Origin of the sequence: Enterococcus sp. LJL51 (assembly GCF_049894025.1) — a bacterium.
GTDB lineage: Bacteria > Bacillota > Bacilli > Lactobacillales > Enterococcaceae > Enterococcus_L.
In genome coordinates this window covers 26983-49058 of sequence record NZ_JBNEQE010000010.1, presented here as the reverse complement: position 1 = coordinate 49058, position 22076 = coordinate 26983, and the positions used below count along the sequence as shown (strand labels likewise).

23 protein-coding genes and 1 other annotated feature are annotated in these 22076 nt (G+C 39.3%); of the genes, 21 read left to right on the top strand and 2 right to left on the bottom strand.

Annotation, left to right across the window (positions count from 1 at the left end; all coding sequences use genetic code 11):
• Positions 1-41 precede the first annotated feature (41 nt).
• Positions 42-917, top strand: coding sequence for an aldo/keto reductase (locus ACPWSO_RS10405; RefSeq protein WP_426083098.1), 876 nt, complete (start codon positions 42-44; stop codon positions 915-917).
• A 166-nt stretch (positions 918-1083) separates the two neighbouring features.
• Here ACPWSO_RS10405 and ACPWSO_RS10400 read toward each other — a convergent pair whose 3' ends face one another.
• Together ACPWSO_RS10400 and ACPWSO_RS10395 are read right to left on the bottom strand one after the other, a co-directional pair.
• Positions 1084-1518, bottom strand: coding sequence for a hypothetical protein (locus ACPWSO_RS10400; protein WP_426083096.1), 435 nt, complete (start codon positions 1516-1518; stop codon positions 1084-1086).
• 387 nt (positions 1519-1905) lie between these two features.
• Positions 1906-2724 (bottom strand): LysR substrate-binding domain-containing protein, encoded by an 819-nt coding sequence (locus ACPWSO_RS10395; RefSeq protein WP_426083095.1) that lies wholly within the window; start codon positions 2722-2724, stop codon positions 1906-1908.
• Between the two features lie 635 nt (positions 2725-3359).
• Between ACPWSO_RS10395 and ACPWSO_RS10390 the strand changes: the two genes are divergently transcribed.
• The 20 genes from ACPWSO_RS10390 to purR all read left to right on the top strand — a co-directional run bounded on the left by ACPWSO_RS10390 (position 3360) and on the right by purR (position 21775).
• Complete coding sequence (locus ACPWSO_RS10390; RefSeq protein WP_426083093.1) at positions 3360-4739, top strand: hypothetical protein; 1380 nt, start codon at positions 3360-3362, stop codon at positions 4737-4739.
• Positions 4740-4999: 260 nt separating this feature from the next.
• Positions 5000-5428: a hypothetical protein gene (locus ACPWSO_RS10385; protein WP_426083092.1), complete on the top strand. Its 429-nt coding sequence runs from the start codon at positions 5000-5002 to the stop codon at positions 5426-5428.
• 339 nt (positions 5429-5767) lie between these two features.
• Positions 5768-6244, top strand: coding sequence for a dUTP diphosphatase (locus ACPWSO_RS10380; RefSeq protein WP_426083091.1), 477 nt, complete (start codon positions 5768-5770; stop codon positions 6242-6244).
• A 127-nt stretch (positions 6245-6371) separates the two neighbouring features.
• Positions 6372-7742, top strand: a complete 1371-nt coding sequence (gene radA / locus ACPWSO_RS10375; RefSeq protein ID WP_426083089.1) for a DNA repair protein RadA — start codon at positions 6372-6374, stop codon at positions 7740-7742.
• 132 nt (positions 7743-7874) lie between these two features.
• Complete coding sequence (locus ACPWSO_RS10370; protein WP_426083087.1) at positions 7875-9014, top strand: PIN/TRAM domain-containing protein; 1140 nt, start codon at positions 7875-7877, stop codon at positions 9012-9014.
• Positions 9015-9017: 3 nt separating this feature from the next.
• Positions 9018-9716 carry a 2-C-methyl-D-erythritol 4-phosphate cytidylyltransferase gene (ispD, locus tag ACPWSO_RS10365; protein ID WP_426083085.1) on the top strand — a complete coding sequence of 233 codons (699 nt, stop codon included), beginning with the start codon at positions 9018-9020 and terminating at the stop codon, positions 9714-9716.
• Between the two features lie 6 nt (positions 9717-9722).
• Complete coding sequence (gene ispF / locus ACPWSO_RS10360) at positions 9723-10196, top strand: 2-C-methyl-D-erythritol 2,4-cyclodiphosphate synthase (RefSeq protein WP_426083083.1); 474 nt, start codon at positions 9723-9725, stop codon at positions 10194-10196.
• A gap of 15 nt (positions 10197-10211) precedes the next feature.
• On the top strand, positions 10212-11669 hold the full coding sequence (gene gltX, locus ACPWSO_RS10355) for a glutamate--tRNA ligase (protein WP_426083081.1): 1458 nt from the start codon (positions 10212-10214) through the stop codon (positions 11667-11669).
• 10 nt (positions 11670-11679) lie between these two features.
• Positions 11680-11890: a binding site (T-box leader), on the top strand.
• A gap of 129 nt (positions 11891-12019) precedes the next feature.
• Positions 12020-12568: a serine O-acetyltransferase EpsC gene (gene epsC, locus ACPWSO_RS10350; protein WP_426083080.1), complete on the top strand. Its 549-nt coding sequence runs from the start codon at positions 12020-12022 to the stop codon at positions 12566-12568.
• Complete coding sequence (gene cysS / locus ACPWSO_RS10345; protein ID WP_426083078.1) at positions 12552-13964, top strand: cysteine--tRNA ligase; 1413 nt, start codon at positions 12552-12554, stop codon at positions 13962-13964. Before epsC ends, cysS begins: the two co-directional genes overlap by 17 nt.
• Positions 13961-14368, top strand: coding sequence for a Mini-ribonuclease 3 (locus tag ACPWSO_RS10340; RefSeq protein ID WP_426083255.1), 408 nt, complete (start codon positions 13961-13963; stop codon positions 14366-14368). Before cysS ends, ACPWSO_RS10340 begins: the two co-directional genes overlap by 4 nt.
• Positions 14349-15167 (top strand): 23S rRNA (guanosine(2251)-2'-O)-methyltransferase RlmB, encoded by an 819-nt coding sequence (gene rlmB / locus ACPWSO_RS10335; RefSeq protein WP_426083076.1) that lies wholly within the window; start codon positions 14349-14351, stop codon positions 15165-15167. The genes ACPWSO_RS10340 and rlmB overlap by 20 nt, the downstream gene beginning before the upstream one ends.
• 12 nt (positions 15168-15179) lie before the next feature.
• Positions 15180-15710 carry an NYN domain-containing protein gene (locus tag ACPWSO_RS10330; protein WP_426083074.1) on the top strand — a complete coding sequence of 177 codons (531 nt, stop codon included), beginning with the start codon at positions 15180-15182 and terminating at the stop codon, positions 15708-15710.
• Between the two features lie 200 nt (positions 15711-15910).
• Positions 15911-16471, top strand: a complete 561-nt coding sequence (locus tag ACPWSO_RS10325) for a sigma-70 family RNA polymerase sigma factor (protein WP_426083072.1) — start codon at positions 15911-15913, stop codon at positions 16469-16471.
• A 121-nt stretch (positions 16472-16592) separates the two neighbouring features.
• A complete protein-coding gene (locus ACPWSO_RS10320; RefSeq protein WP_426083070.1) occupies positions 16593-16838 on the top strand; it encodes a Veg family protein in 246 nt (81 codons plus the stop codon).
• A gap of 171 nt (positions 16839-17009) precedes the next feature.
• Complete coding sequence (gene ispE, locus ACPWSO_RS10315) at positions 17010-17861, top strand: 4-(cytidine 5'-diphospho)-2-C-methyl-D-erythritol kinase (protein WP_426083068.1); 852 nt, start codon at positions 17010-17012, stop codon at positions 17859-17861.
• Positions 17862-18061: 200 nt separating this feature from the next.
• On the top strand, positions 18062-19042 hold the full coding sequence (locus ACPWSO_RS10310; protein WP_426083066.1) for a metal ABC transporter substrate-binding protein: 981 nt from the start codon (positions 18062-18064) through the stop codon (positions 19040-19042).
• 280 nt (positions 19043-19322) lie between these two features.
• Complete coding sequence (locus tag ACPWSO_RS10305; RefSeq protein WP_426083064.1) at positions 19323-20003, top strand: metal ABC transporter ATP-binding protein; 681 nt, start codon at positions 19323-19325, stop codon at positions 20001-20003.
• Positions 19976-20812: a metal ABC transporter permease gene (locus ACPWSO_RS10300; RefSeq protein WP_426083062.1), complete on the top strand. Its 837-nt coding sequence runs from the start codon at positions 19976-19978 to the stop codon at positions 20810-20812. Before ACPWSO_RS10305 ends, ACPWSO_RS10300 begins: the two co-directional genes overlap by 28 nt.
• Before the next feature lie 144 nt (positions 20813-20956).
• Positions 20957-21775, top strand: coding sequence for a pur operon repressor (gene purR, locus ACPWSO_RS10295; protein WP_426083254.1), 819 nt, complete (start codon positions 20957-20959; stop codon positions 21773-21775).
• Positions 21776-22076 lie beyond the last annotated feature (301 nt).

Below are 22076 nucleotides of genomic sequence, written 5' to 3'. Positions count from 1 at the left end.
AAGCTGATGTTGGATTTCAACAGAAAAGGAGGAAAATAGTAATGGAAAAAAGAATCGTAGGATCTTCTTTAGAGGTTAGTAGTATTGGGCTGGGTGCAATTAATTTTGGAACGAAGGTTTCTGAAGAACAGTCATTTAATTTGATGACAGAATATGCGTCATTAGGAGGAAACTTTATCGATACAGCAAATAATTATGCTGTCTGGAATGGCGGCGACGGTCGGGAAAGTGAACGGGTTATCGGCAAATGGCTGACTCATGCCAAGAAGCATGGAAAAATGGTGTTGGCCACAAAAGTGGGGGCACTAAGCGCTAAAGGGTTTGAGCAAATGGAGGGCTTGAGTCGTGAAGTGATTCTCCGTTCTGTTGAAAAGTCCTTAAATAGCCTTCAGACAGATACGATTGATTTATTGTATCTTCATGTTGATGATTTTAAGACACCGCAGGAAGAAGTAATGGAAACATTGGCTGAACTCATAAGAGAAGGTGTTGTGCAGGAAATTGGTTGTAGTAATTTTTTTAGCTGGCGGCTTGAAAAGGCGCGACAGATTTGTCTGGTACGGGATTTGCCTTTTTTCAGTGCTATACAGCAAAGATACAGCTATTTGGCGCCAGTGATTGATGCCGATCTGTTTCCTCAGGTAGCGCTGAATGCGGATATGAAAAGCTATTTAACTACACACCTTGAATTAACACTGGTAGCTTATTCGCCGTTATTAAAAGGTCAGTATAATACAGCAGAAATTATAGACAGCAAGTATGATACTCTTGAAAATAGAGAACGGTTAGCGCAGCTGCTTCTTAAAGAAGAAAAACCGAATCAATGGGTGCTGAAGCATATTACAGGAGCTTTTGGCGGCAGTGTTGCCCTGGTAACAACCTCGACAATCCCTCATCTTCGAGAAGTAATGGTTTAAATTATATTTGAATCATTGAATGACAGGCAATAAGGTTCTTTAATGCCTAGAGTTTCATTTGGAGATAATGAATAAAAAAATACATGCCATAATATTCCGACTATGAAAAGTTAGATTAGCTAGATGTTTCTTATTATCTCTAGCGTTTACAAGGCCAGCTGTGGTTTTATTCATTATTTTTTTCTTTATAAATGGCTGTATCCGAGTGATTTCTTTTTTGAATGCTGGTCACTTTACCGTCAAATTCATTTTTATCTATTTCCACCAGCTTGCCGGCTTCTTTGATATAAAGCAGGTAGGCTGTGGTGTTATCTGAAAATACAGCATGGGCTACCCAAATATTCCGCTGAAAAGAATTATCATGAGTGTAAATACTGATGTCTAATTCTTCCCGTTTCTTATCCTGGTTATTTAAAACGGTGTTGATGATGTGTTCGATAATTTCTGAATCTTCTACATCATAGATAATTCCCTGTTCTTCTGTTTCAATAGTGCTTGATGATTCAATACTAGATGCAGGAACTGCGGTGTTTTTTGTCTCATGATGTGCTGTGCATCCAGTGAACAGACCTAAAAGTAGAATAATTCCGATTTTTTTCAATTAAAACCCTCCCCAACCAACTAAAATAGTATTTAACGTTTATGATATCAAAAGGTTGAGAAGGTGACTATAGGAAAAAAATAATGCTTTGTTTTTAAGGTTGATTTAAGGTAGCTGTCGTATTCTATAGACAACCCAATAACCAAACTTTTTCATTTAATACTTTCCTAACCCTGTCTCATATGAGGCAGGGTTGCCTTTTGTTCAAGAAAAAAAGAAACAAGTCAGTGCGCGCATTCTCATACTTTCATCCTTTAAAACTGAATAAACAGTGTTCCCGAAGCGTTCTCTTCGGAAAAAAATCAGACTATACTGCGAATGGAAGAAACCATTCGCAGTATAGTCTGATTTTTTTAAGGTGAAACACCACTATTACAACTTCGCTTTCTAATTAAAAAGCTGTTCTTCGATGTATTGGCAGATCGCATCAATTTCTTTTCGGAATCGTTCTTTATGAGCCACAAGGTAGAGCTTACGGGTGCTTTCCTCAGGAAGCGGCATCCAGTTAATTTGGCTGGTGACAGACATTTTAGAAATGACTGAGCGCCCGATACCTTCCTCAAGCAAAGCTAAAATAACTTCATTGTTATTTACTTGAATAATTGGCGGTGTTAAATTGTGTTCTTTTAAATAACGTTCGTTGTAATAACGAAGTCCGGAAGATTGTTCCCGAAGCAGCCAGTAGTCAGCTTCAGGAGAGCCAGCCAAAACTAATTGATCCTCATAAATAGCGGTTCGTGTCAGCTGCGGGCTGGTGAGTTCGGAATTTTCGATAAAGCCAATATCTATTTTATTTTGTTCCAACTGTTCGACAACCGTTGCTGAGTTCATTGTTAAAAAACTGAAGTCAATTGTTGGGAAATGTGCGAGAAGTGCTGGTGTAAATTTAGGAACAAAATGAACAGAGCAGGTATGAGAGCAGGCAATCACACACTTTTCTCTAAATAATTCCTTTTTTGAAACGCGTGCTACAGAGTCCTCCCATTCTTCTAAAATAGTTAAAAATCTTGGATATAGAAAGACTGCTTCAGATGTAGGATGAATGACTTGCTTGGCTTTGCGAATAAAGAGGACTGTTTGTAGCTGTTCTTCTAATTTTTTGATTTGAGCAGATACTGTCGGTTGGGATAAGAACAGAATATCCGCAGCTTGGGTAAAATTTTTTGTTTCATATACGGTAATAAACGTTCGAATTAACTGAAACATAGATTTTCCCTCCTTCTTTATTATTATATAGAGGTTGGAACAGAAATGCTAAATTTTGATAGCTAAGCAGCTACGGATCAACATCGACGTGTACCTTACGGTGCATCTCAGCAATAAAAAAGGTTCTTTTAATGGCGAGTTTGGAACAATAATCTATTTCTACATTTTTTTGCGTACTTAAATTTGAATAAACAGTGAGGTGGGTAGTTACACCACTGTAAATCCTGTAAAAGATACTGAGTACGGAAAGTGACCTACAGGCAAAGATAATTGTGATATATCTCAATTTTATAGGAGTTATATATTAAAAAAGACTGATTTATTTGCCTGTTCATTCATAAGAAAAACTGATTTGTAGAGTAAAATAAGTGAAAAAGTAATTTTTAATGAAAACTGTAAGAAAGCGCTTCTCATCGTGTCTGTTTTATCTTATAATAAATAAAAAATATTTATATTTGTACATCTCTTATCCTAGAAAATGAGAAAGAAGCTACAAGTAGAAACAGCTTAATAAAAAATAACTAATAAATTTCAAAGAAATAGCCTTAAAAAAGAGGTTTTCTTTCGATTTTGTCTTTTGGCAGTGATAGACTATAAACAAGACTAACAAAATCAAAATAGAAGGAGTTGAAAATATGGCGTCTAAAAAACCAGCTGTTCAAAAATCATTTCCAGCAATTCCTTTTGTGCTGACCAATACAATTACATTTATCCCTTATCTGGTTTTTTTAAATTTGCATACAGGTGTCAACTTAGAAAGTGTTTTGCCTTTTGTTCTTTTTTACACAGTACGGATGACAGGCATTTTCTTATTGAAAAGCTTTCGCCTAGGGCTGACGACGCTTCATGTTTTATGGCTTTCTTTGATTGTCGGTGGTCTTGGAAGCATTTTTGGAATTTTGGGTGAATGGTGGCTACCCTGCTATTATTTGGCAGCAGTTTTAATTGGTTTAAGTGCCGCATGGCTGCCGCCAGCCAATACGACAATTAAATATCAGCGGAAAGAGCTGAATATTGAGCAGCAGAAAAGCGGAATATTCGATTTTCTGTTTCTCGCTATTTTGCTTGGCATCTTTTTAGGCGCGCTAATGATAAACTTTCCAGGAAAGAGAATAGTAATCTTTGCAGAATATACTTTTTTATTTTTAGCTTCTTTTCGAACGGTTAATGATTATCCAGTTGAAGATAGAAAACTAGAGAAAATAGATCAGCAAACATTTTTTATGAAAGAGTTTTTGTTATTTTTAGTTTATTTTATTTTGTTGATTATTGTTCGCTTAGCAAGGGCATTATTTGATTCAGAATTTTTAACTGCTGCAGTCATAGGCTTCTCAATCTGTCTGCTTTTGGCTGCATGGTATATCAATACGATTCACAAAAATTGGAAGCTGCCAATCTGGCTAAATCTCCTGACCTTTATTAATGGCATGTGTACGAATTTTATTCTATTGTTCGGCACCTTCTACACCGCTTTCTACTTTGGAAATGATAAAATCACTTTATATTTATACTTACCTTATCTGCTGGGAATTCTAATTTCTAAGCTGTTAATACGCTATATTTATCAGCTGTTCCCAAGAGTGGATAGAGAGCTGCTTCATATCTTTGGGTTGATTTTTTCATTATTGTTACTGTTATTTCCAGCGATATTTCCATTTGGGGTTCTTATATTCAGTCTGTTTATCAGCGGAACCAGTACTTATTTAAATCAGACATATGCAGAGAATGAAGAACTGCCACAGGATCAGCGCATTATTATGAAGTACAGCACTCAATCTAAAGGAAGCATTACTCATCAGCTCTTGCTGATAACAGGACTTTGGGTTATGACGAAAGAGTTTGGAATTTCTGCCAGTACTGTATTGCAGATTACGGGGCATAAAGCAAATACTCCTCAAACAGTACAAATTATAGATACGATTCATTATGTTAGTATAGGCATCCTGCTTTATCTGCTCTTCTTTATTTTGTATGAGCGGTTATTCAAAAATAGAGAGATAACTATTGAAAAGTAATCGATAAATAGGTGGGTCAGTGCTAGAATTTTCAGTCTCTTCTAATAGAAACGTTTTTTGTAGTTATTCGCCGCATTTCAGTAATAATACGTTCATTTATTTTATCAATTTTTTCTGTTATTTATATTATAATAGCTACATGTAGTTCGTTTGTGTCCTGTCGTCTAAATAAGGTTGAACGAACACTTTGAATTATGCTATTATGTTTAAGTATTTAATTTTTTTAAATGCAAAATAATGTAAGAAAAAAAGGAGAAAAAATGGAAACTAAAGGAATTAAGGTGTGGCCGGTAATGGGGGTTATCGCGTCTCTTGTTGTAAGCTTTATCAGTTTGTTTTTGCCAATCATGGCCTATGGTTCAGAGACATATTCGTCTTACTGGGAAGATGGTGATGGAGAAATTGCCATGTTTGTGACAATTGCAGTGGTTCTTGTCGGAATTTTTGCAGTGTTGACATTGGTGACAAAGAAGCGCGTTTTGAATACAATAACAGGTATTCTGAGTATTATCGCAGGCTTATTATTACCAGCTGGTAATGCATTGATTGTTTTTGTCGGCTTTGACAGAGTAGGAATTTCCCCAGCTATTGGGATTTATCTTATGTTTGTAGGCACAGTTGCTCTTTTTGTTTTTGGTATTATCACATTGAGAGCGAACAAAAAGAAAAAAGCATCCGCAGCAGCCTAGGTCAAAGGCTGTCGATTATAGATTGAATGCATAAACAAAGCTTTCTATTTCAGGATTTGAGTGAAATAGAAAGCTTTGTTAAAGAAATCTGTATATGAAAAGAGTTGTGACATCACTGTGTCACAGCTCTTTTTTAGATTCAAAAATACTGAATGGAGAATAAAGACTGAACAAGAAAAAATTTCCAAAAAATAAGTATATTAAAATAGTAAAATCTTCTTGTAATAAAGGCAGAATAGGAGGAGTGGATATTAAGGTTTAGCAGCCTCTATAATCTTAGGATGGATGTCAGGTGTGTGATATAATAAACACAGTTCAGAAATATAAGGGAGAAGAGATATGAGACAACGAGGTTTTGAAATTATTTCAGATTATAAGGACAATGGAATCAACCTTCCGGCCCGTGCTACCAGCGGAGCAGCGGGGTATGACTTTGAGGCTGCTGAAACAAAAATTATTCCAAGTATTTGGCAGCAAAAAGATACAGGGACTGCACCGAAGCCTACTTTAGTAAAAACAGGAATCAAAGCGTATATGCCGCAGAATGAGTACCTTGAGCTGGTCAGTCGTTCATCTAACCCGCTGAAGCGTTTTTTACTTTTGGCAAATGGTGTAGGTGTAATCGACAGTGATTACTACGGTAATGAAAATAATGAAGGACATATTATGTTTCAGTTCTTGAATTTTGGTTATGAAGATGTTGAAATCCGAAAAGGTGAACGAATCGGTCAGGGAATTTTCAAGCCATTTTTACTAGCAGATGGGGATCAGGTGGAAACAGAGAGAACTGGTGGATTTGGATCCTCTGGACAATGATAGATTAAAATCTCTTTAAAGTTCGCTTTTTAGTTGATAAGTCTTAGTGTAATAAGAAGATAGTATGTTAAAATGTTATCAGTCATTTTGAAAATAATGTAACAAATGCAGTACAAGGAGTTGTGGTATGGCCAAAAAAGCAAAAGTCCAATTTGAATGTCAATCCTGCGGCTATATTTCGCCTAAATACTTAGGCCGTTGTCCAAATTGCGGACAATGGAATTCAATGACAGAAGTAGCAATTCAGGATACTTCTGATAGAAGAGTAAGAGTTAGTCTAACCGGGAAGAAAACACAGCCGCAGAAGCTGACAGAGGTTGTTCCCCGGAAAGAACCTCGGGTAGCAACAAAGCTGGCAGAGCTCAACCGGGTTTTAGGCGGTGGTGTTGTGCCGGGCTCACTGGTTTTAATCGGCGGGGATCCGGGGATTGGAAAATCAACACTGCTGCTGCAGGTTTCTCAGCAGCTAACCGAAGTCGGAGGCAAGGTTCTCTATGTTTCAGGAGAAGAAAGTGCGGATCAGATTAAGCTTCGAGCAGAACGACTTGGAACAGCCAATCTTGATTTTTACCTATATGCTGAAACAGATATGCAGGAGATTGCCCGAGCTATCGAAAAGCTGGAACCTGATTACGTGATTATCGATTCTATTCAAACAATGACCCAGCCTGATGTGACTAGTGTTGCAGGAAGCGTCAGTCAGGTTAGAGAAACGACGGCTGAACTACTGAAGCTAGCTAAAACCAACGGCATTGCCATTTTTATTGTCGGTCATGTAACCAAGGACGGATCAATTGCCGGTCCGCGAATGCTGGAGCACATGGTAGATACGGTGCTGTATTTTGAAGGTGACAAGCATCATACGTTTCGGATTTTGCGTGCAGTAAAGAATCGGTTTGGTTCTACCAATGAAATCGGTATTTTTGAAATGCGGGAACATGGATTAGAAGAGGTTGCCAACCCTTCTCAGGTATTTTTAGAGGAGCGGCTGGATGGCGCTACTGGCTCAGCCATTGTCGTAGCAATGGAAGGAAGTCGTCCGATTCTTGTAGAGGTGCAGGCGCTAGTTACACCGACCGTTTTCGGTAATGCTAAGCGAACAACAACAGGCCTTGATTTTAACCGAGTGTCTTTAATTATGGCTGTACTTGAAAAAAGAGCTGGGCTGCTGCTGCAAAATCAGGATGCTTATTTAAAAGCGGCAGGCGGTGTCAAGCTGAATGAACCAGCAATTGATTTAGCTGTGGCAGTTAGTATTGCTTCCAGCTATAAGGAAAAAGGAACAGCCCCCACCGAATGTTTTATTGGTGAGATTGGTTTGACTGGTGAAGTACGCAGGGTCAACAGTATAGAACAGCGAATTCGGGAAGCCGAAAAGCTCGGATTTACCCGAATCTATGTCCCTAAGAATAATTTGAGCGGCTGGGATCCGCCAAAAACGATTGAAATTATTGGTGTCTCAACAATTGGAGAGACACTGAGAAAAGTTTTTAAATAGCAAGGGGTCTTATATTAGGCTGATTTTGCTGTTTACTGACGAATAATTGGTTGAGAGAAGCATCACTACTAGGTGAAGCTTCTCCCAGCTTAATACAAGGATAGTCGTAAAATTTATGGAGGAGGAGAATGCATGCAGAAACGTGTAATCACTGTACTGATGGTTATCGTCGGCGCTAGTCTAGGCATTTCATTATTACCTACAGCGTGGCAGATGATTCAACAGGCAGATAATCAATGGCTGAACAATAACTTTACTAACAGTTTAATCGGTGCAATTATTTTCTTTATTTTATCTTTAGTGTTAGCAAAGTATATTGTTTCAGCAGTTAAGCGAGTAGAAAAATCATTAAATGAGGTAAGTCTTACTTATTTACTATTTGGGAGTATTGGTGCAATTATCGGATTAACGATTGGTGTAATTATTTCAATTCCAATGTACAATCTGGAAATTCCAGTTGTTAACAGTTTACTGCCTATTTTGTTAATGATTATGCTGGGCTATTTAGGGTTCCGTATGGGAACCACGCGGATTGATGAATGGAAGAAGATATTTACAAGTAGACAAAAGAAACCCGCTGAAAACGAAGGTCAGCTGTTAGAGCGCAAAGTTGAGGATCATTTTCATAAATATAAAATTCTTGACACTAGTGTAATTATTGATGGCCGAATTTATGATATTGCAAAGACGGGTTTTTTGGAAGGTGTTTTACTGATTCCTAATTTTGTATTGTATGAATTGCAGTATATTGCTGATTCTGGAGACAGTCTAAAACGTGTTCGCGGCCGCCGGGGTCTGGATATTCTAAATGCGCTGCAGAAAGAAGATGGAATTTCCGTAGAAATGTATGACGGGGATTTTGAAGATATTGCCGAGGTTGACAGTAAGCTGATTAAGCTGGCGAAGCTTCTTGACGGCGTTGTGGTGACAAATGACTATAATTTAAATAAAGTTTCCGAATTTCAAAATGTTCCAGTATTGAATATTAATGAGCTGGCGAACGCAGTTAAGCCGGTAGTTATCCCTGGCGAAACGATGAATGTGATGGTCGTAAAAGCCGGAACAGAAAGACAGCAGGGTGTAGCTTATTTGGATGATGGAACGATGGTTGTAGTGGAGGACGGTCAGCATTACATGAATGAGCATATTCAAGTCGTTGTGACAAGTGCACTTCAAACAGCAGCCGGACGAATGATTTTTGCAAAACCTGCCCATTCTGGTCGAGGTCTTGATGAGAATAAAGGCGGTAGTCAGGCGAATGAGAAGAAGTAGGCTATGAAAGAGTACGAAGTTATATTATTGGCGGCTGGACAAGGGAAAAGAATGAATGCTTCACGTAATAAAATTCTGCTTAATCTTATGGGAAAGCCGATTATTCTTTATTCGCTGAAGACCTTTTTTAGTGACCCAGCGTGTAAACACATTATTTTGGTTACTCAAGCGAATGAAAAAAGCCTTTTGGAAGCCGCGGTTCGTAAACTAAAAAAAAGCCAAAGCTGTCCGGTAACGATTGTTTCTGGTGGAAGTGAACGCCAGTACAGTGTATATAATGGTTTAAAAGCATTAAAGAGTGTTGAAAATATTGTGATGGTGCATGATGGCGCCCGCCCGTTTGTCACGTTGTCGCAGTTAAAGGCACTCCATGCCAAAGTGATGGAAACAAGAACAGCTATACTGGGTGTTCCAGTGAAGGATACAATTAAGCGGGTTGTAAAGGGACAGGTGGAAGAAACGATTCCACGGGATACACTGTGGCAGATTCAGACACCGCAGGCATTTTTTGGTAAAGACTTGCTAGGGGTTCATGAAAAAGCACGGGCAGAAGCTTTTTTAGGAACAGACGAATCATCACTTATGGAAAAGTATAGTGACCTGCCCGTCTCTATGGTATTAGGGAGCTATGAGAATATCAAATTGACAACACCAGAGGATATGCTGATTGGTGAGGCAATTGTCAAAAGAAAAAGGAGTTAAAGCAGTATGTTTAGAATTGGACAGGGATTTGATGTACACCAGTTGACAGAGGGACGCAAGCTGATTATCGGTGGTGTAGAGATTCCCTTTGAAAAAGGGCTTTTGGGACATTCTGATGCAGACATTTTACTCCATGCGATTACAGATGCTTTATTAGGGGGAGCGGGCCTAGGGGATATCGGTCATTTATTTCCAGACACAGATCCGGCATTCAAAAATGCAGATTCTATAGAGCTGCTGCGTGAAGCAAACAAAAAAGTTCTGTCAGCAGGCTTTACTATTAACAATATTGATTGTACAATTTTAGCAGAACAGCCGAAAATGAAGCCGCATCTTGAAAAGATGAAAGAGAATATTGCTGTTGCTTGTAGTATTGACCAAACTCAGGTTAATATCAAAGCAACAACAATGGAGAAAATGGGCTTTATTGGACGTGAAGAAGGTATGGGAGCGATGGCGGTCGCTTTACTTGAAAAGTAGAAAGAGGAAAAGACTATGACAAAAGTTCGTGTACGTTACGCACCAAGTCCAACAGGACACTTGCATATTGGAAATGCAAGAACAGCATTATTCAATTATTTATTTGCCCGTCACAATGACGGTGAATTCATTATCCGGATAGAAGATACAGATCAGAAGCGTAATATTGAAGACGGTGAAAAAAGTCAGCTGGAAAACCTGGCTTGGCTGGGAATTAACTGGGATGAATCACCGGAAAATCCTGGAAAATACGGACCATATCGTCAGTCTGAAAGAAAAGATATTTATCAGCCGCTGATTGATCAGCTGTTGAGCAGCAATCGAGCATATAAATGTTATTGTACAGAAGAAGAACTGGAAGAGGAACGTGAAGCACAAAGAGCTAGGGGGGAAATGCCTCACTATGGTGGGAAATGTGCCAATCTATCTCCTTCCGAACAAGCTGAAAAAGAAGCACAGGGCATACAACCAGTTGTACGTTTTCGAGTTCCGCGGAATACATCCTATACCTTTGAAGATATGGTTAAGGGAGATATCGCCTTTGAATCAGACAATACTGGCGGCGACTTTGTCATCCAAAAACGCGACGGCATGCCTACGTATAATTTTGCAGTAGCTGTGGATGATCACATGATGAAAATCACCCATGTATTGCGTGGAGATGACCATATTGCCAATACACCAAAACAATTGATGATTTATGAAGCATTTGGCTGGACTCCGCCTCATTTTGGACATATGACGCTGATTATTAACTCAGAAACAGGGAAGAAATTAAGTAAACGTGATGAAACAATCCTGCAGTTTATTGAACAGTATCGGGAATTGGGGTATCTGCCGGAAGCCATGTTCAACTTTATTGCTTTATTAGGCTGGTCTCCAGTAGGAGAAGAAGAAGTCTTTGCTCAAGAAGAACTGGTAAAAATCTTTGATCCGGAACGTTTGAGCAAGTCACCAGCTGCTTTTGATGGTAAAAAACTGGAGTGGGTTAATAATCAGTACATGAAGCAAGTCGAATTGGATAAGCTGGCAGATATGTGCATACCTTATTTGATTGCTGACGGCAGAGTAGAAGAAAATCCGTCTTCTGAGCGTATCGAGTGGCTGAAGAAGCTGGTTAGCCTGTATAAGGATCAAATGAGCTATGCGGCAGAAATCGTTGAGCTGTCTAATCTGTTCTTTAACGAACATCCTGTTTTAGATGATGCAGCGAAGGAAGTACTGGCAGGAGAAACGGTACCGGAAGTCTTAAAGGCCTTCAAAGCACAGCTGGAAGCGATGGACGTATTAGATGTTCCAGCGATTAAAGCGGCAATTAAGGCAGTTCAAAAAGAAACTGGCGTCAAAGGGAAGAACCTATTCATGCCAATTCGTGTGGCTGTTTCTGGGCAAATGCACGGACCGGAGCTGGCGGAAACAATTGAGCTTTTAGGTAAAGAAAAGGCTCTGGCACATTTAGAAAATGTTTTATAAACAAGGATAAAGAAACACAGTGAGAAGGAAAAGTAAGAAGTATACTGTTCACAGAGAGACTATGGGTGGTGGAAATAGTCAGCAGAAGCATCTGAAATGCCCCTTTGAGTGGTTTCAGCGAAGTCAGTAGCTGAAAACGTAGAACAGACGTTACCTGTATTGAGATAAAGCAGACTTCTGCTTTATGAAAAAAAGTGGGACCGCGTGCAAACGTCTTTTGAATGGAAATTTTCCATTCAAAGGGCGTTTTTTTGCTTTAATTACATTCGAAAGCAGTCGCTGTTCATTTAATTAAGGATAAAATTCTTTGATAGATGGGAAAAGAAGAAATGATAAAGGAGGGATAACTAGTGAGTTGGTTGAAACAAGCAGTTGCAGCTGTAAAAAAGAATGATCCAGCGGCTCGTTCTACTGCAGAAGTTTTACTTACATACCCAGGTGTTTATGCCTTGTTTTGGCATAGATTGTCACATTTTTTCTATAGGCATCATCTTTATTTGCTGGCTAAAATTCATGCTCAATTTTGGCGTTTTCTGACAGGTATTGAGATTCATCCCGGAGCTAAAATTGCCCCAGGCGTTTTTATCGACCATGGAATGGGTGTGGTCATCGGACAAACAGCCGAGATTGAAACAGATGTTGTTTTGTTCCACGGCGTAACTTTAGGCGGAACTGGAAAAGACTGCGGTAAGCGCCATCCTACAGTAAAAAAAGGAGCAGTTATCTCTGCTAATGCGCAGATACTGGGGCCGGTAACAATCGGAGAACGGTCTAAGATTGGTGCAGCAGCAGTTGTTTTGATTGATGTTCCGGCGGATGCTACAGCGGTAGGAATCCCAGCAAAAATAGTAAGGATTAAAGGAAAGAAGGTAGGGGAAACACATGATACAAATCTATAATACATTGAGCAGACAGAAGGAAGAGTTTGTACCATTAGAGGCAGGAAAGGTTAGCATGTATGTCTGCGGACCGACTGTTTATAACTACATCCATGTTGGAAATGCCCGCAGCACAATCGCTTTTGATACGATTCGCCGCTACTTTGAATATCGGGGCTATGAGGTGAACTATGTTTCTAATTTTACTGATGTAGACGATAAAATTATTCGGGCTGCCAAAGAACTGGGAATTAGTGCGCCAGCGGTAGCAGATCGCTTTATTCAAGCATTTACTGAAGATACTCAGGCTTTGAACGTAAAGCCTGCGACAGCTAATCCTCGTGTGATGGACCACATGTCTGATATTCAAACGTTTATTCAGGTACTGATTGATAAAGGCTATGCTTATGAAGTGCAGGGAGACGTTTACTATCGTACAAGAAAATTCGAGGGCTACGGTAAATTAAGCCATCAGTCAATTGATGAGCTGGAAATCGGTGCAAGTCAGCGCACAGGTGAAGAATTACAGCTGAAGGAAGACCCTCTTGACTTCGCATTATGGAAATCTGCGAAGGAAGGTGAAATTTCCTGGGATTCTGCTTGGGGACCAGGGCGTCCAGGCTGGCATATTGAATGCTCAGTCATGGCAACGAAACACTTGGGAGAGACCATCGATATTCACGGTGGAGGACAAGATTTGGAGTTTCCTCATCATGAAAACGAAATTGCCCAAAGTGAAGCTAAGACTGGTAAAACCTTTGCAAACTACTGGATGCACAATGGCTATGTTACGATTGGTGAAGAGGAAGAAAAAATGAGCAAGTCATTAGGGAATTTTGTGACTGTTCACGAGCTGATCAAGGAAGTAGATCCGCAGATTCTACGCTTTTTCATGGCAACGACTCAATATCGTCGTCCTGTCCGCTACAGTGAAGCAACAGTGAAGGATGCAGCCGCTAATTATCAAAAACTAAAAATTGCTTTTGAAAATCTGTCATTCAGAAAAGAAGCAGCAGAAGAAACGCTGGCAGATGATGCAGTACGTCTAGAACAGTTAAACCTGCTGAAAGAGCGTTTTATCAAAGAAATGGATGATGATTTCAATACTGCAAACGGTATTACCGTTGTTTATGAACTAGCGAAATGGATGAACGAATACAGTGGAGAAACAGCTGTTTCTCAAAACGTTCTGCAGCAGGCATTGAGCTTGTATACAGAGCTGTTAACTGTTTTTGGCATTTTACTTACGCCTGAGGAGCTGGTAGATGATGAGGTAGACCAGCTAATCGAAGAACGAAACCAGGCGAGAAAAGACCGTAATTTTGCCCGTAGCGATGAGATTAGAGATTTGTTGAAAGATCAGGGAATTATTTTGGAGGATACACAGCAGGGGACAAGATGGAGACGGGAAAAATGATGGACTATACACAGCTGAATGGTTTAGCGTTAGCTTATGTAGGGGACGCTATTTACGAAATTTATATTAGGGACTATCTAGTTGCTCAAGGTCTGACAAAGCCGAATATGCTTCATCGCTCCGCAACTAGCTATGTATCAGCGAAGGCGCAGGCTGATTTAAGCGAGAAAATGCTTTTAGAGGGCATACTGACAGACGAAGAGGAGCTAATCTATAAACGAGGACGAAATGCAAAAAGTCATACATTTGCTAAAAATGCAGATGTGGCTTCTTACCGCAAATCTACTGGTTTTGAAGCGCTGATGGGTTATCTACATTTATTAAAGCGGACAGAACGCTTGGAAGAACTGATTACATGGTGTATAAAGGAGATAGGTGAAAAAAATGAAACCAGCAAAAAATAAATATCAAGGGAAACGCAGAGAAAAAAAAACTGTTAGAGTTCAGCAAAGCCAGGCATCAGTTGAAGAAAATAACGGGGATTTTATTTTTGGCTACCACGCTTCTCTTGAAGCACTGGAGAATGATCGGGGCAACAAGCTATTTTTACAAGAGGATATTTCTGGAGAGAAGATTGAAAAACTAAAAGAAACGGCTAAAACTCGTTCAGTTCCAGTTAAATGGGTACCAAAGTCTAAGCTGGATACTTTGAGTGATCATGGTGTTCATCAAGGAATTGTTTTGGCTGTTACAGCCTATGAGTACCTTTCTTTGGAGCAGCTGCTTGAAAAAACTGAAACAGCGAATCCGTTCTTTCTAATTTTGGATAGTTTGGAGGATCCGCATAATTTTGGCTCTATTTTGAGAACGGCAGATGCGACTGGAGTAGATGGCATTATTATTCCAAAGCATCGAGCTGTTGGAATTACTTCAGTGGTTGTCAAGGCTTCCACAGGAGCTGTAGAGCATGTTCCAGTGGCTAGAGTGACGAACCTAAGTCAGGCTGCTGCAGATTTGAAGACAGCAGGATTCTGGATATTCGGAACAGATATGAAGGGAACAGATTACCGTCAATGGAATACGGAAGGATCTATTGCTCTGATTATTGGAAATGAGGGCCGTGGTATGAGTAAAGGTCTATACAAAGATGTAGATGAGCTGCTGACGATTCCCATGACAGGTCATGTACAAAGTTTGAATGCCGGTGTGGCAGCAGGTTTGCTGATGTATGAAGTATATCGGGGCAGAAACCCGAAGGCGTAGGGAGATGAGCAGGTGAAAAAGCAGTTACTGATCGTAGACGGCTATAATATGATCGGGGCTTGGCCGGAGCTGGCCCGATTAAAGAATCAAAATAAGCTGGAAGATGCGAGAGAAGAATTGCTTCATCGGTTGTCTAATTATGCTAAATATGAAGGCTTAGAAATCATTGTTGTATTTGATGCACAACTAGTGCCCGGCATTCAGCAAAGCTACCGCAAATATCAGCTAACGGTTATTTTTACAAAGGAAGATGAAACTGCCGACAGCTATATCGAGCGAACTGCTGGAGAAAAAAATGATCTTTTGACTCAAGTAACGGTTGCTACAAGTGATTTAGCAGAGCAATGGCTGATATTCTCCAAAGGAGCCTTACGAGTGTCAGCAAGAGAACTGTATGATCAGATTCGCAAAACAGAGCGGACAATCGCCATCCATGCTACAGACATTAAGTTCCAGAGTTTTAGGCGGAACTCGCCGTGGAGCCTGGAGCAGCTATCTAAACTATCAGATGTTTTGGAAGATTTGTCTAATAAGAAAGAATGACAGCATAATAAAAATACGTAAAAAAATGATCTTTTCACTTATAAAGTGTAAAAATTATTCAAATAATATAAAAAGTTCTCTAAAAGAAGAAAATATTTATCAAAATATATTTTCTTCTTTTTTTGTCTTCTTATTTTAAATCGAAAAATGGTACGCTCTCTTCAACAAGTCAAAGACTATTTAGTTGAGGGGGGAATAAAGTGAATCAGTTCGAAAAGATATTACAGGGAGATTTTGATGCATTTGCTCAGCTGTATCGGAAGTATCATCCAGTAGTCTTTAAAATGCAGACAAAATATTACTTGAAAGGGTTTGATCAGGAGGATTGGCTTCAAGAAGGCCGGATTGTTTTTTTCAGATCTATTGAAAAGTATAAAGATGGGCATAATGTAACAATAGGCAATTTTTTTAAGCTTAACTTTGAAAACCACATCCGTAGCCTAGTGAGAAAACAGTGCGCATATAAGCGAAAGAGTGACATGTCTGCTGTCTCACTAGATCAGAAAATAGACACGCAGGGGGAAACGTTTTTTGACCATATGCAGATTGAAGAATCCCAGACGCTGGACTATTTAATCATCAGAGAAAAATTGGAGGAATTTCCCAGTATTTTATCTTCCTTCGAACGGGTTGCATTCGAAGAATATATGAACGGAAAAGAGCTGAATGAGATTGCAGAAGATTATTCCGTTCAGCAGGTAAAAGTTAGGAGTGCCTATGATCGAGCGAAGAAAAAAATTAAATCATTGATTTATGATTAGAAAATAAAAAGAAAAATGATAAAAAAATAATTAAGGTAGAAGTAGTTGCAATTATTTTTATGCTATGGTAAACTTGATATTTTCCTCTATATAAGCTATAATGTTTTCTGAGGTGAATGTAATGCCAACAACTTTAGCTTCAATAAAGAAAGATTTGGAATGCCGTATTGGCAGCAAAATAACATTGACTGCGCAAACGGGGAGAAAACGGCAAACAGAACGTACGGGTGTTTTAACTGAAACATATCCATCTGTTTTTGTTGTAGACTTAGATCCAGATGAAAACTCATTTGAACGAGTTTCTTATAGCTATTCAGATGTGTTGACACGCACTGTAGAAATCGAGTTTCTCGGTGAAGCTGTCTGAATATAACAAATTAAGCGAAGCAGGACAGGTCATTGTCTTGCTTGGCTTTTTTTGTTTGCAGCGTCTTCTATCTATATCCTGGTGTTTTTCATATGTACTTCGGTAAAAACATATGTTAGAATTTTAAAGGATTGTACGACAGGATGGCAATGCAGAGAAATAGGTGGGGAAATGGAGATAATTGAAAAAGCGCCAGCGAAAATAAACTTAGGGCTGGATGCATTATATAAGAGAGAAGACGGCTATCATGAATTAGAGATGGTTATGGCGAGTGTAGATTTAGCTGATCGGCTGATTTTCGAAACACTGCCGGAGAATCGAATTATTTTGGAATCAAACAATTCTTTTATTCCTCTAGATAAAAAAAATCATGTCTATGCAGCGGCAGAACTGCTGAAGCGGAGACTATCGATTCAAGAAGGTGTCAGAATATACATTGAGAAGCAGGTTCCTGTAGCAGCAGGATTAGCAGGCGGCAGCAGCGACTGCGCAGCAGCTCTTCGAGGTTTAAACCGATTATGGCAATTGGAATTAACCAATCAAGAATTGGCAGAGCTAGGCAGTGAGATTGGTTCAGATGTCCCGTATTGTATTGAAGGCGGTACTGCATTTGTTACTGGCAGAGGTGAGAAAATTGAGAAACTGCCGCCAATGCCGCAATGCTGGGTTGTATTAGTAAAACCCAAAATGAGTGTTTCAACGGCCTCTATTTTTGGCAGTCTTTCCTTTAATAGTATTCAGCATCCAGATATCAAGGGATTGAAAGATGCGGTACTGGCACAGGATTATCAAAAAATGACTGAACAAATTGGCAATGCACTGGAATCAGTGACCATTCAAAGATACCCCGTTGTCCAGCAGATTAAGGATCGGATGCTGAAATTTGGTGCTGATGCAGCATTAATGAGCGGTAGCGGCCCTACTGTATTTGCATTGTGTGATAAAAAATCGCGGGCTCAAAGAATTTATAATGGCTTAAAAGGTTTTTGTGATGAGGTTTACCTTGTTCGGACATTGAAGTAGTAAATAAAATGTGAAGCGAAGGGCAGTGTTTTCCGACACAATCCTTCGCTTTTTATTCTTATAGATTCTTAATCTAAAAAATAAACATAGAAAATTTCTATGTTTGTCTTGACGAAATTTTTTTCTTCTGATAAAGTAGTTCTTGCTCTTAAATCGTAAAAATTACGATTTGTCTAAATAAATCGGAATGGAGAGAGATGATGAAGAGAAAATTTTTGAAATATAGTACAGGTATCGGTATGCTGTTAGTTGGTTCATTGCTTTTATTGAGTGCATGTGGAAACTCGAAAACAGCATCTTCCAATGAAACGAATGAGAACGGCATCAAGATAATGACTACTTTCTATCCGATGTATGACTTCGCTAGTCAGGTAGTGGGTGATGAAGGGACTGTGGAACTGCTTATTCCTTCTGGAACAGATGCCCATGACTTTGAGCCTAGTGCAAAGGATATTGCGAGAATTTCTGATGCGGATGTTTTTGTATACAATAGTAAAGAGTTTGAGACTTGGTCAGAAGATATTCTTAATAACGTAGATCAAAAGAAGGTAGCTGTCATAGAAGCAAGTCAGAAGATTGATTTGATGGAAGGCAGTGAAGAAGACCACGACCATGATCACGAAGAAGACGCAGCTCATGAAGGACATGATCATAGTCATGAGCTTGACCCTCATGTTTGGCTTGATCCAGTTTTAGCGCAAAAAGAAGTTGAGGAAATTCGCGATGGATTAGTAAAAAAATACCCAGATAAAAAAACTGTATTCGAAAAAAATGCTGCCGCTTATATTGAAAAGCTGAAAGCCTTAGATGGAGAATATAAAACTGCTTTTGCCAATGCTGAGAACAAAACATTTATCACGCAGCATGCTGCATTTGGCTACCTGGCTAAGCAGTATGGCTTAACACAGGAATCAGTTTCTGGTATCTCTCCTGATCAGGAGCCTTCGCCAAGCCGGTTGGCAGAGTTGAAAACATTCATCGATGAACACCAAGTAAAGGTAATCTATTTTGAAGCGACTGCTTCTTCCAAGGTAGCAGAAACATTGGCTAATGAAACAGGTGTGGAATTGTCTGTTTTACAAACATTGGAAAGTCTGACTGAAGATGAGCAGAAAGATGGGAAAGACTATCTATCTGTTATGCAGGAAAATCTTGCTGCCTTGAAAAAGAGTATCCGCTAAACGGATAGAAACAAAATAAAGAAATGATTGAAAGACCGGGACAGAAGCGTTAAGCTTTGAGAACCAGATAGATACTATTCAAAAGCAGTTCGTACCTCACTGTGTTTTTCAGCAATAAGAAGGATTTTTTCTGAACAACTTTACAAATTTTAAAGAAAGTTCGGCTTATTTCCGAAAAAAGCTGCTTTTGTACCGCAGTCTATTCGAATTTTAGAAAAAGAGGAGTTTGGACCTTTGTTATGTCCCAAACTTTGAAGCGAAAAGGAGGTGCAGCAGGGGTATGCACTATATTGATGTGAAAAATTTGACCTTTTATTATGATGACGAGCCTGTGCTGGAGGATGTTTCTTATTATGTTGACCCAGGGGAGTTTGTCATTTTGACAGGGGAAAACGGTGCAGCTAAATCGACATTGATAAAGAGTACGCTCGGTCTGCTTAAACCAACCAGTGGAACGATTACTTTAGCGGACAAAAATGCGGACGGAGAAAAAATCAGCATGGGCTATATTCCTCAGCAAATTGCTTCGTTTAACGCAGGCTTCCCTAGTACCGTTTTGGAGCTGGTACGTTCTGGCCGTTTTCCTAGAAAGCGCTGGTTTAAGCCGCTGACTGAAAAGGATCATCTCCATGTAGAAAAAGCTTTAAAGGCTGTAGGAATGTGGAATATGCGCCATAAACGTATTGGTGAACTATCTGGAGGACAAAAGCAGAGAATTAGCTTAGCGAGGCTTTTTGCTACTGACCCGGATTTATTTATCCTAGATGAGCCAACAACTGGTATGGATGAAGAATCACGTAATGAATTCTATCGCCTGCTGCGGCATAACGCTCATGATCATGGAAAAGCTATTTTGATGATTACTCATGATCATGAAGATATAAAAGCTTACGCTGACCGCCAGATTCGTCTGGTGCGAAAGGAGGATTCTCAATGGAGATGTTTTCATATGAGTTCATGAGAAGGGCTTTTCTAGCCGCTGGTTTTATTTCTGTAATTGCCCCAATGTTAGGGGTATTTCTAGTAATCCGCCGGCAGTCGCTGATGGCGGATACCTTGTCTCACGTATCGCTGGCAGGGGTAGCATTAGGACTGTTCTTTAACTTGAGTCCTAATTTGACTACTTTGCTAGTGGTAATCGCTGCAGCGATGATTTTAGAGTATCTGAGGGGACTTTACAGCACCTATTCTGAAATCTCAATCGCAATTCTGATGTCGGGAGGTCTAGCGCTGGCGCTGGTCTTAATGAATCTGAACAGCGGAAGTTCAGCTACAAGTATTCAATCCTATTTGTTTGGTTCAATTGTTACAATCACTTGGGAACAGGTAATTATTCTAGCTGTCCTGTTTGTTGTTCTAATCATTTTATTCTTCCTGTTTAAACGGCCAATGTATGTTTTGACCTTTGATGAGGACACTGCTCATGTAGATGGTCTGCCGATTCGCTGGATGTCGATGCTGTTTAATGTTATTACCGGAGTGGCGATTGCCGTGATGATTCCAATAGCCGGTGCGCTGTTGATTTCAGCGATTATGGTTTTACCTGCTGCTGCTGGAATGAGGATCGGCAAAGGCTTTAATTCAGTCATCTTAATTAGTACAGTTGTCGGCCTGGTTGGAATGATGTCTGGTCTTGCAGGTTCCTATTATCTGGAAACACCGCCAAGTGCAACCATCACACTAGCTTTTATTGGTATTTTTCTGGTGATTAACATTGTTCGTCATGTAGTCACAGTCTCTTTAAGAAATAAAAAACTGAATGAAAGATAAGGAAAAACGAAGATTCTTTTCCTTATCTTCTTTTTTTTGCCATAAATTGCGAACTATTTTAGTTTTTTTTATAAAAATACTCGAATTTTTTAGTCTAAACCCTTATAATAAGGAGCGACAATGAAAAAAGGAAGTGAACAGATTTTGAAGACACGCAGAAGTGAGCGCTTGATTGATATGACTCAGTATTTACTTAGCCATCCACATACATTGGTTTCTTTAACTTTTTTTGCAGAAAGGTATCAGTCTGCAAAATCATCAATCAGTGAGGATCTTGCGATTATCAAGAAAACATTTCAACAAAGAGGGACTGGTCTACTGGAAACCGTTCCAGGAGCTGCCGGTGGGGTGAAATTTATTCCTAAGATTCCGTATGAAGAAGCGAAACAATTCATTATGGAGCTGGGGAATCGATTATCTGAACAAGATCGTCTGCTGCCGGGGGGCTACGTTTATCTTTCTGATTTACTGGGTCAGCCCGAATTACTCCGCCAAATTGGCCGTGTGATTGCTTCAATGTACTTAGATCAGAAGGTCGATGCTGTGATGACGGTTGCTACCAAAGGGGTACCTATTGCCCAGGCCGTCTCTTACTATTTGAATGTTCCTTTTGTTATCGTTCGCAGGGATTCTAAAATTACTGAAGGATCAACTGTAAGTGTGAATTATGTCTCTGGTTCATCTGAGCGTATTGAAAAAATGGAGCTTTCCAAGCGCAGCTTGGCAAGAGGCTCACGGGTACTGGTTGTGGATGACTTTATGAAGGGCGGCGGTACTGTAAATGGTATGAAGAGCCTGATTGAAGAGTTTGAAGCGGAACTGGTAGGCATTACAGTGTTTGCGGAATCTAAATTTAACGGTCAGCGAGCGATTAATGATTATACTTCGCTGCTTTATGTAAAAGACGTTGATACACAGACCAAAACAATCAATGTAGTAGCCGGAAACTATTTCCAAGATTAAAAATTTTTCTGTATAAAAGTCAAATCTTAAAAAAAGAAAAAGCTTAGCTATTTTAAAAATAGTTAGGTTTTTTCTTTTTTTTAAATAACAAAAGAACATTTGTTATAAAAACAATAAACGATTGGAAATTTATTGCTTTGGAATCGAAATAGAATTGCATATATGAAGAAAAGCGTCAATAAGGAAAATTTTTTTCTGAAAAAATTAATAGAAAGCTTCAAAAAATAATAGAAAACGAGACTTTAGATGACGGAAAATTCAATTTGATAGTGTATTTGTTATTTCTAAATCATGGCTTTAT

Coding starts and splice junctions, on each gene's coding strand:
- cysS (WP_426083078.1), top strand. CDS start 12,552: ATGATACAAATCTATAATACATTGAGCAGACAGAAGGAAGAGTTTGTA.
- ispF (WP_426083083.1), top strand. CDS start 9,723: ATGTTTAGAATTGGACAGGGATTTGATGTACACCAGTTGACAGAGGGA.
- gltX (WP_426083081.1), top strand. CDS start 10,212: ATGACAAAAGTTCGTGTACGTTACGCACCAAGTCCAACAGGACACTTG.
- ACPWSO_RS10380 (WP_426083091.1), top strand. CDS start 5,768: ATGAGACAACGAGGTTTTGAAATTATTTCAGATTATAAGGACAATGGA.
- ACPWSO_RS10385 (WP_426083092.1), top strand. CDS start 5,000: ATGGAAACTAAAGGAATTAAGGTGTGGCCGGTAATGGGGGTTATCGCG.
- ACPWSO_RS10305 (WP_426083064.1), top strand. CDS start 19,323: ATGCACTATATTGATGTGAAAAATTTGACCTTTTATTATGATGACGAG.
- ACPWSO_RS10395 (WP_426083095.1), bottom strand. CDS start 2,724: ATGTTTCAGTTAATTCGAACGTTTATTACCGTATATGAAACAAAAAAT.
- radA (WP_426083089.1), top strand. CDS start 6,372: ATGGCCAAAAAAGCAAAAGTCCAATTTGAATGTCAATCCTGCGGCTAT.
- ACPWSO_RS10340 (WP_426083255.1), top strand. CDS start 13,961: ATGATGGACTATACACAGCTGAATGGTTTAGCGTTAGCTTATGTAGGG.
- ACPWSO_RS10320 (WP_426083070.1), top strand. CDS start 16,593: ATGCCAACAACTTTAGCTTCAATAAAGAAAGATTTGGAATGCCGTATT.
- ACPWSO_RS10310 (WP_426083066.1), top strand. CDS start 18,062: ATGAAGAGAAAATTTTTGAAATATAGTACAGGTATCGGTATGCTGTTA.
- ACPWSO_RS10405 (WP_426083098.1), top strand. CDS start 42: ATGGAAAAAAGAATCGTAGGATCTTCTTTAGAGGTTAGTAGTATTGGG.
- ispE (WP_426083068.1), top strand. CDS start 17,010: ATGGAGATAATTGAAAAAGCGCCAGCGAAAATAAACTTAGGGCTGGAT.
- rlmB (WP_426083076.1), top strand. CDS start 14,349: ATGAAACCAGCAAAAAATAAATATCAAGGGAAACGCAGAGAAAAAAAA.
- ACPWSO_RS10370 (WP_426083087.1), top strand. CDS start 7,875: ATGCAGAAACGTGTAATCACTGTACTGATGGTTATCGTCGGCGCTAGT.
- ACPWSO_RS10300 (WP_426083062.1), top strand. CDS start 19,976: ATGGAGATGTTTTCATATGAGTTCATGAGAAGGGCTTTTCTAGCCGCT.
- ispD (WP_426083085.1), top strand. CDS start 9,018: ATGAAAGAGTACGAAGTTATATTATTGGCGGCTGGACAAGGGAAAAGA.
- ACPWSO_RS10390 (WP_426083093.1), top strand. CDS start 3,360: ATGGCGTCTAAAAAACCAGCTGTTCAAAAATCATTTCCAGCAATTCCT.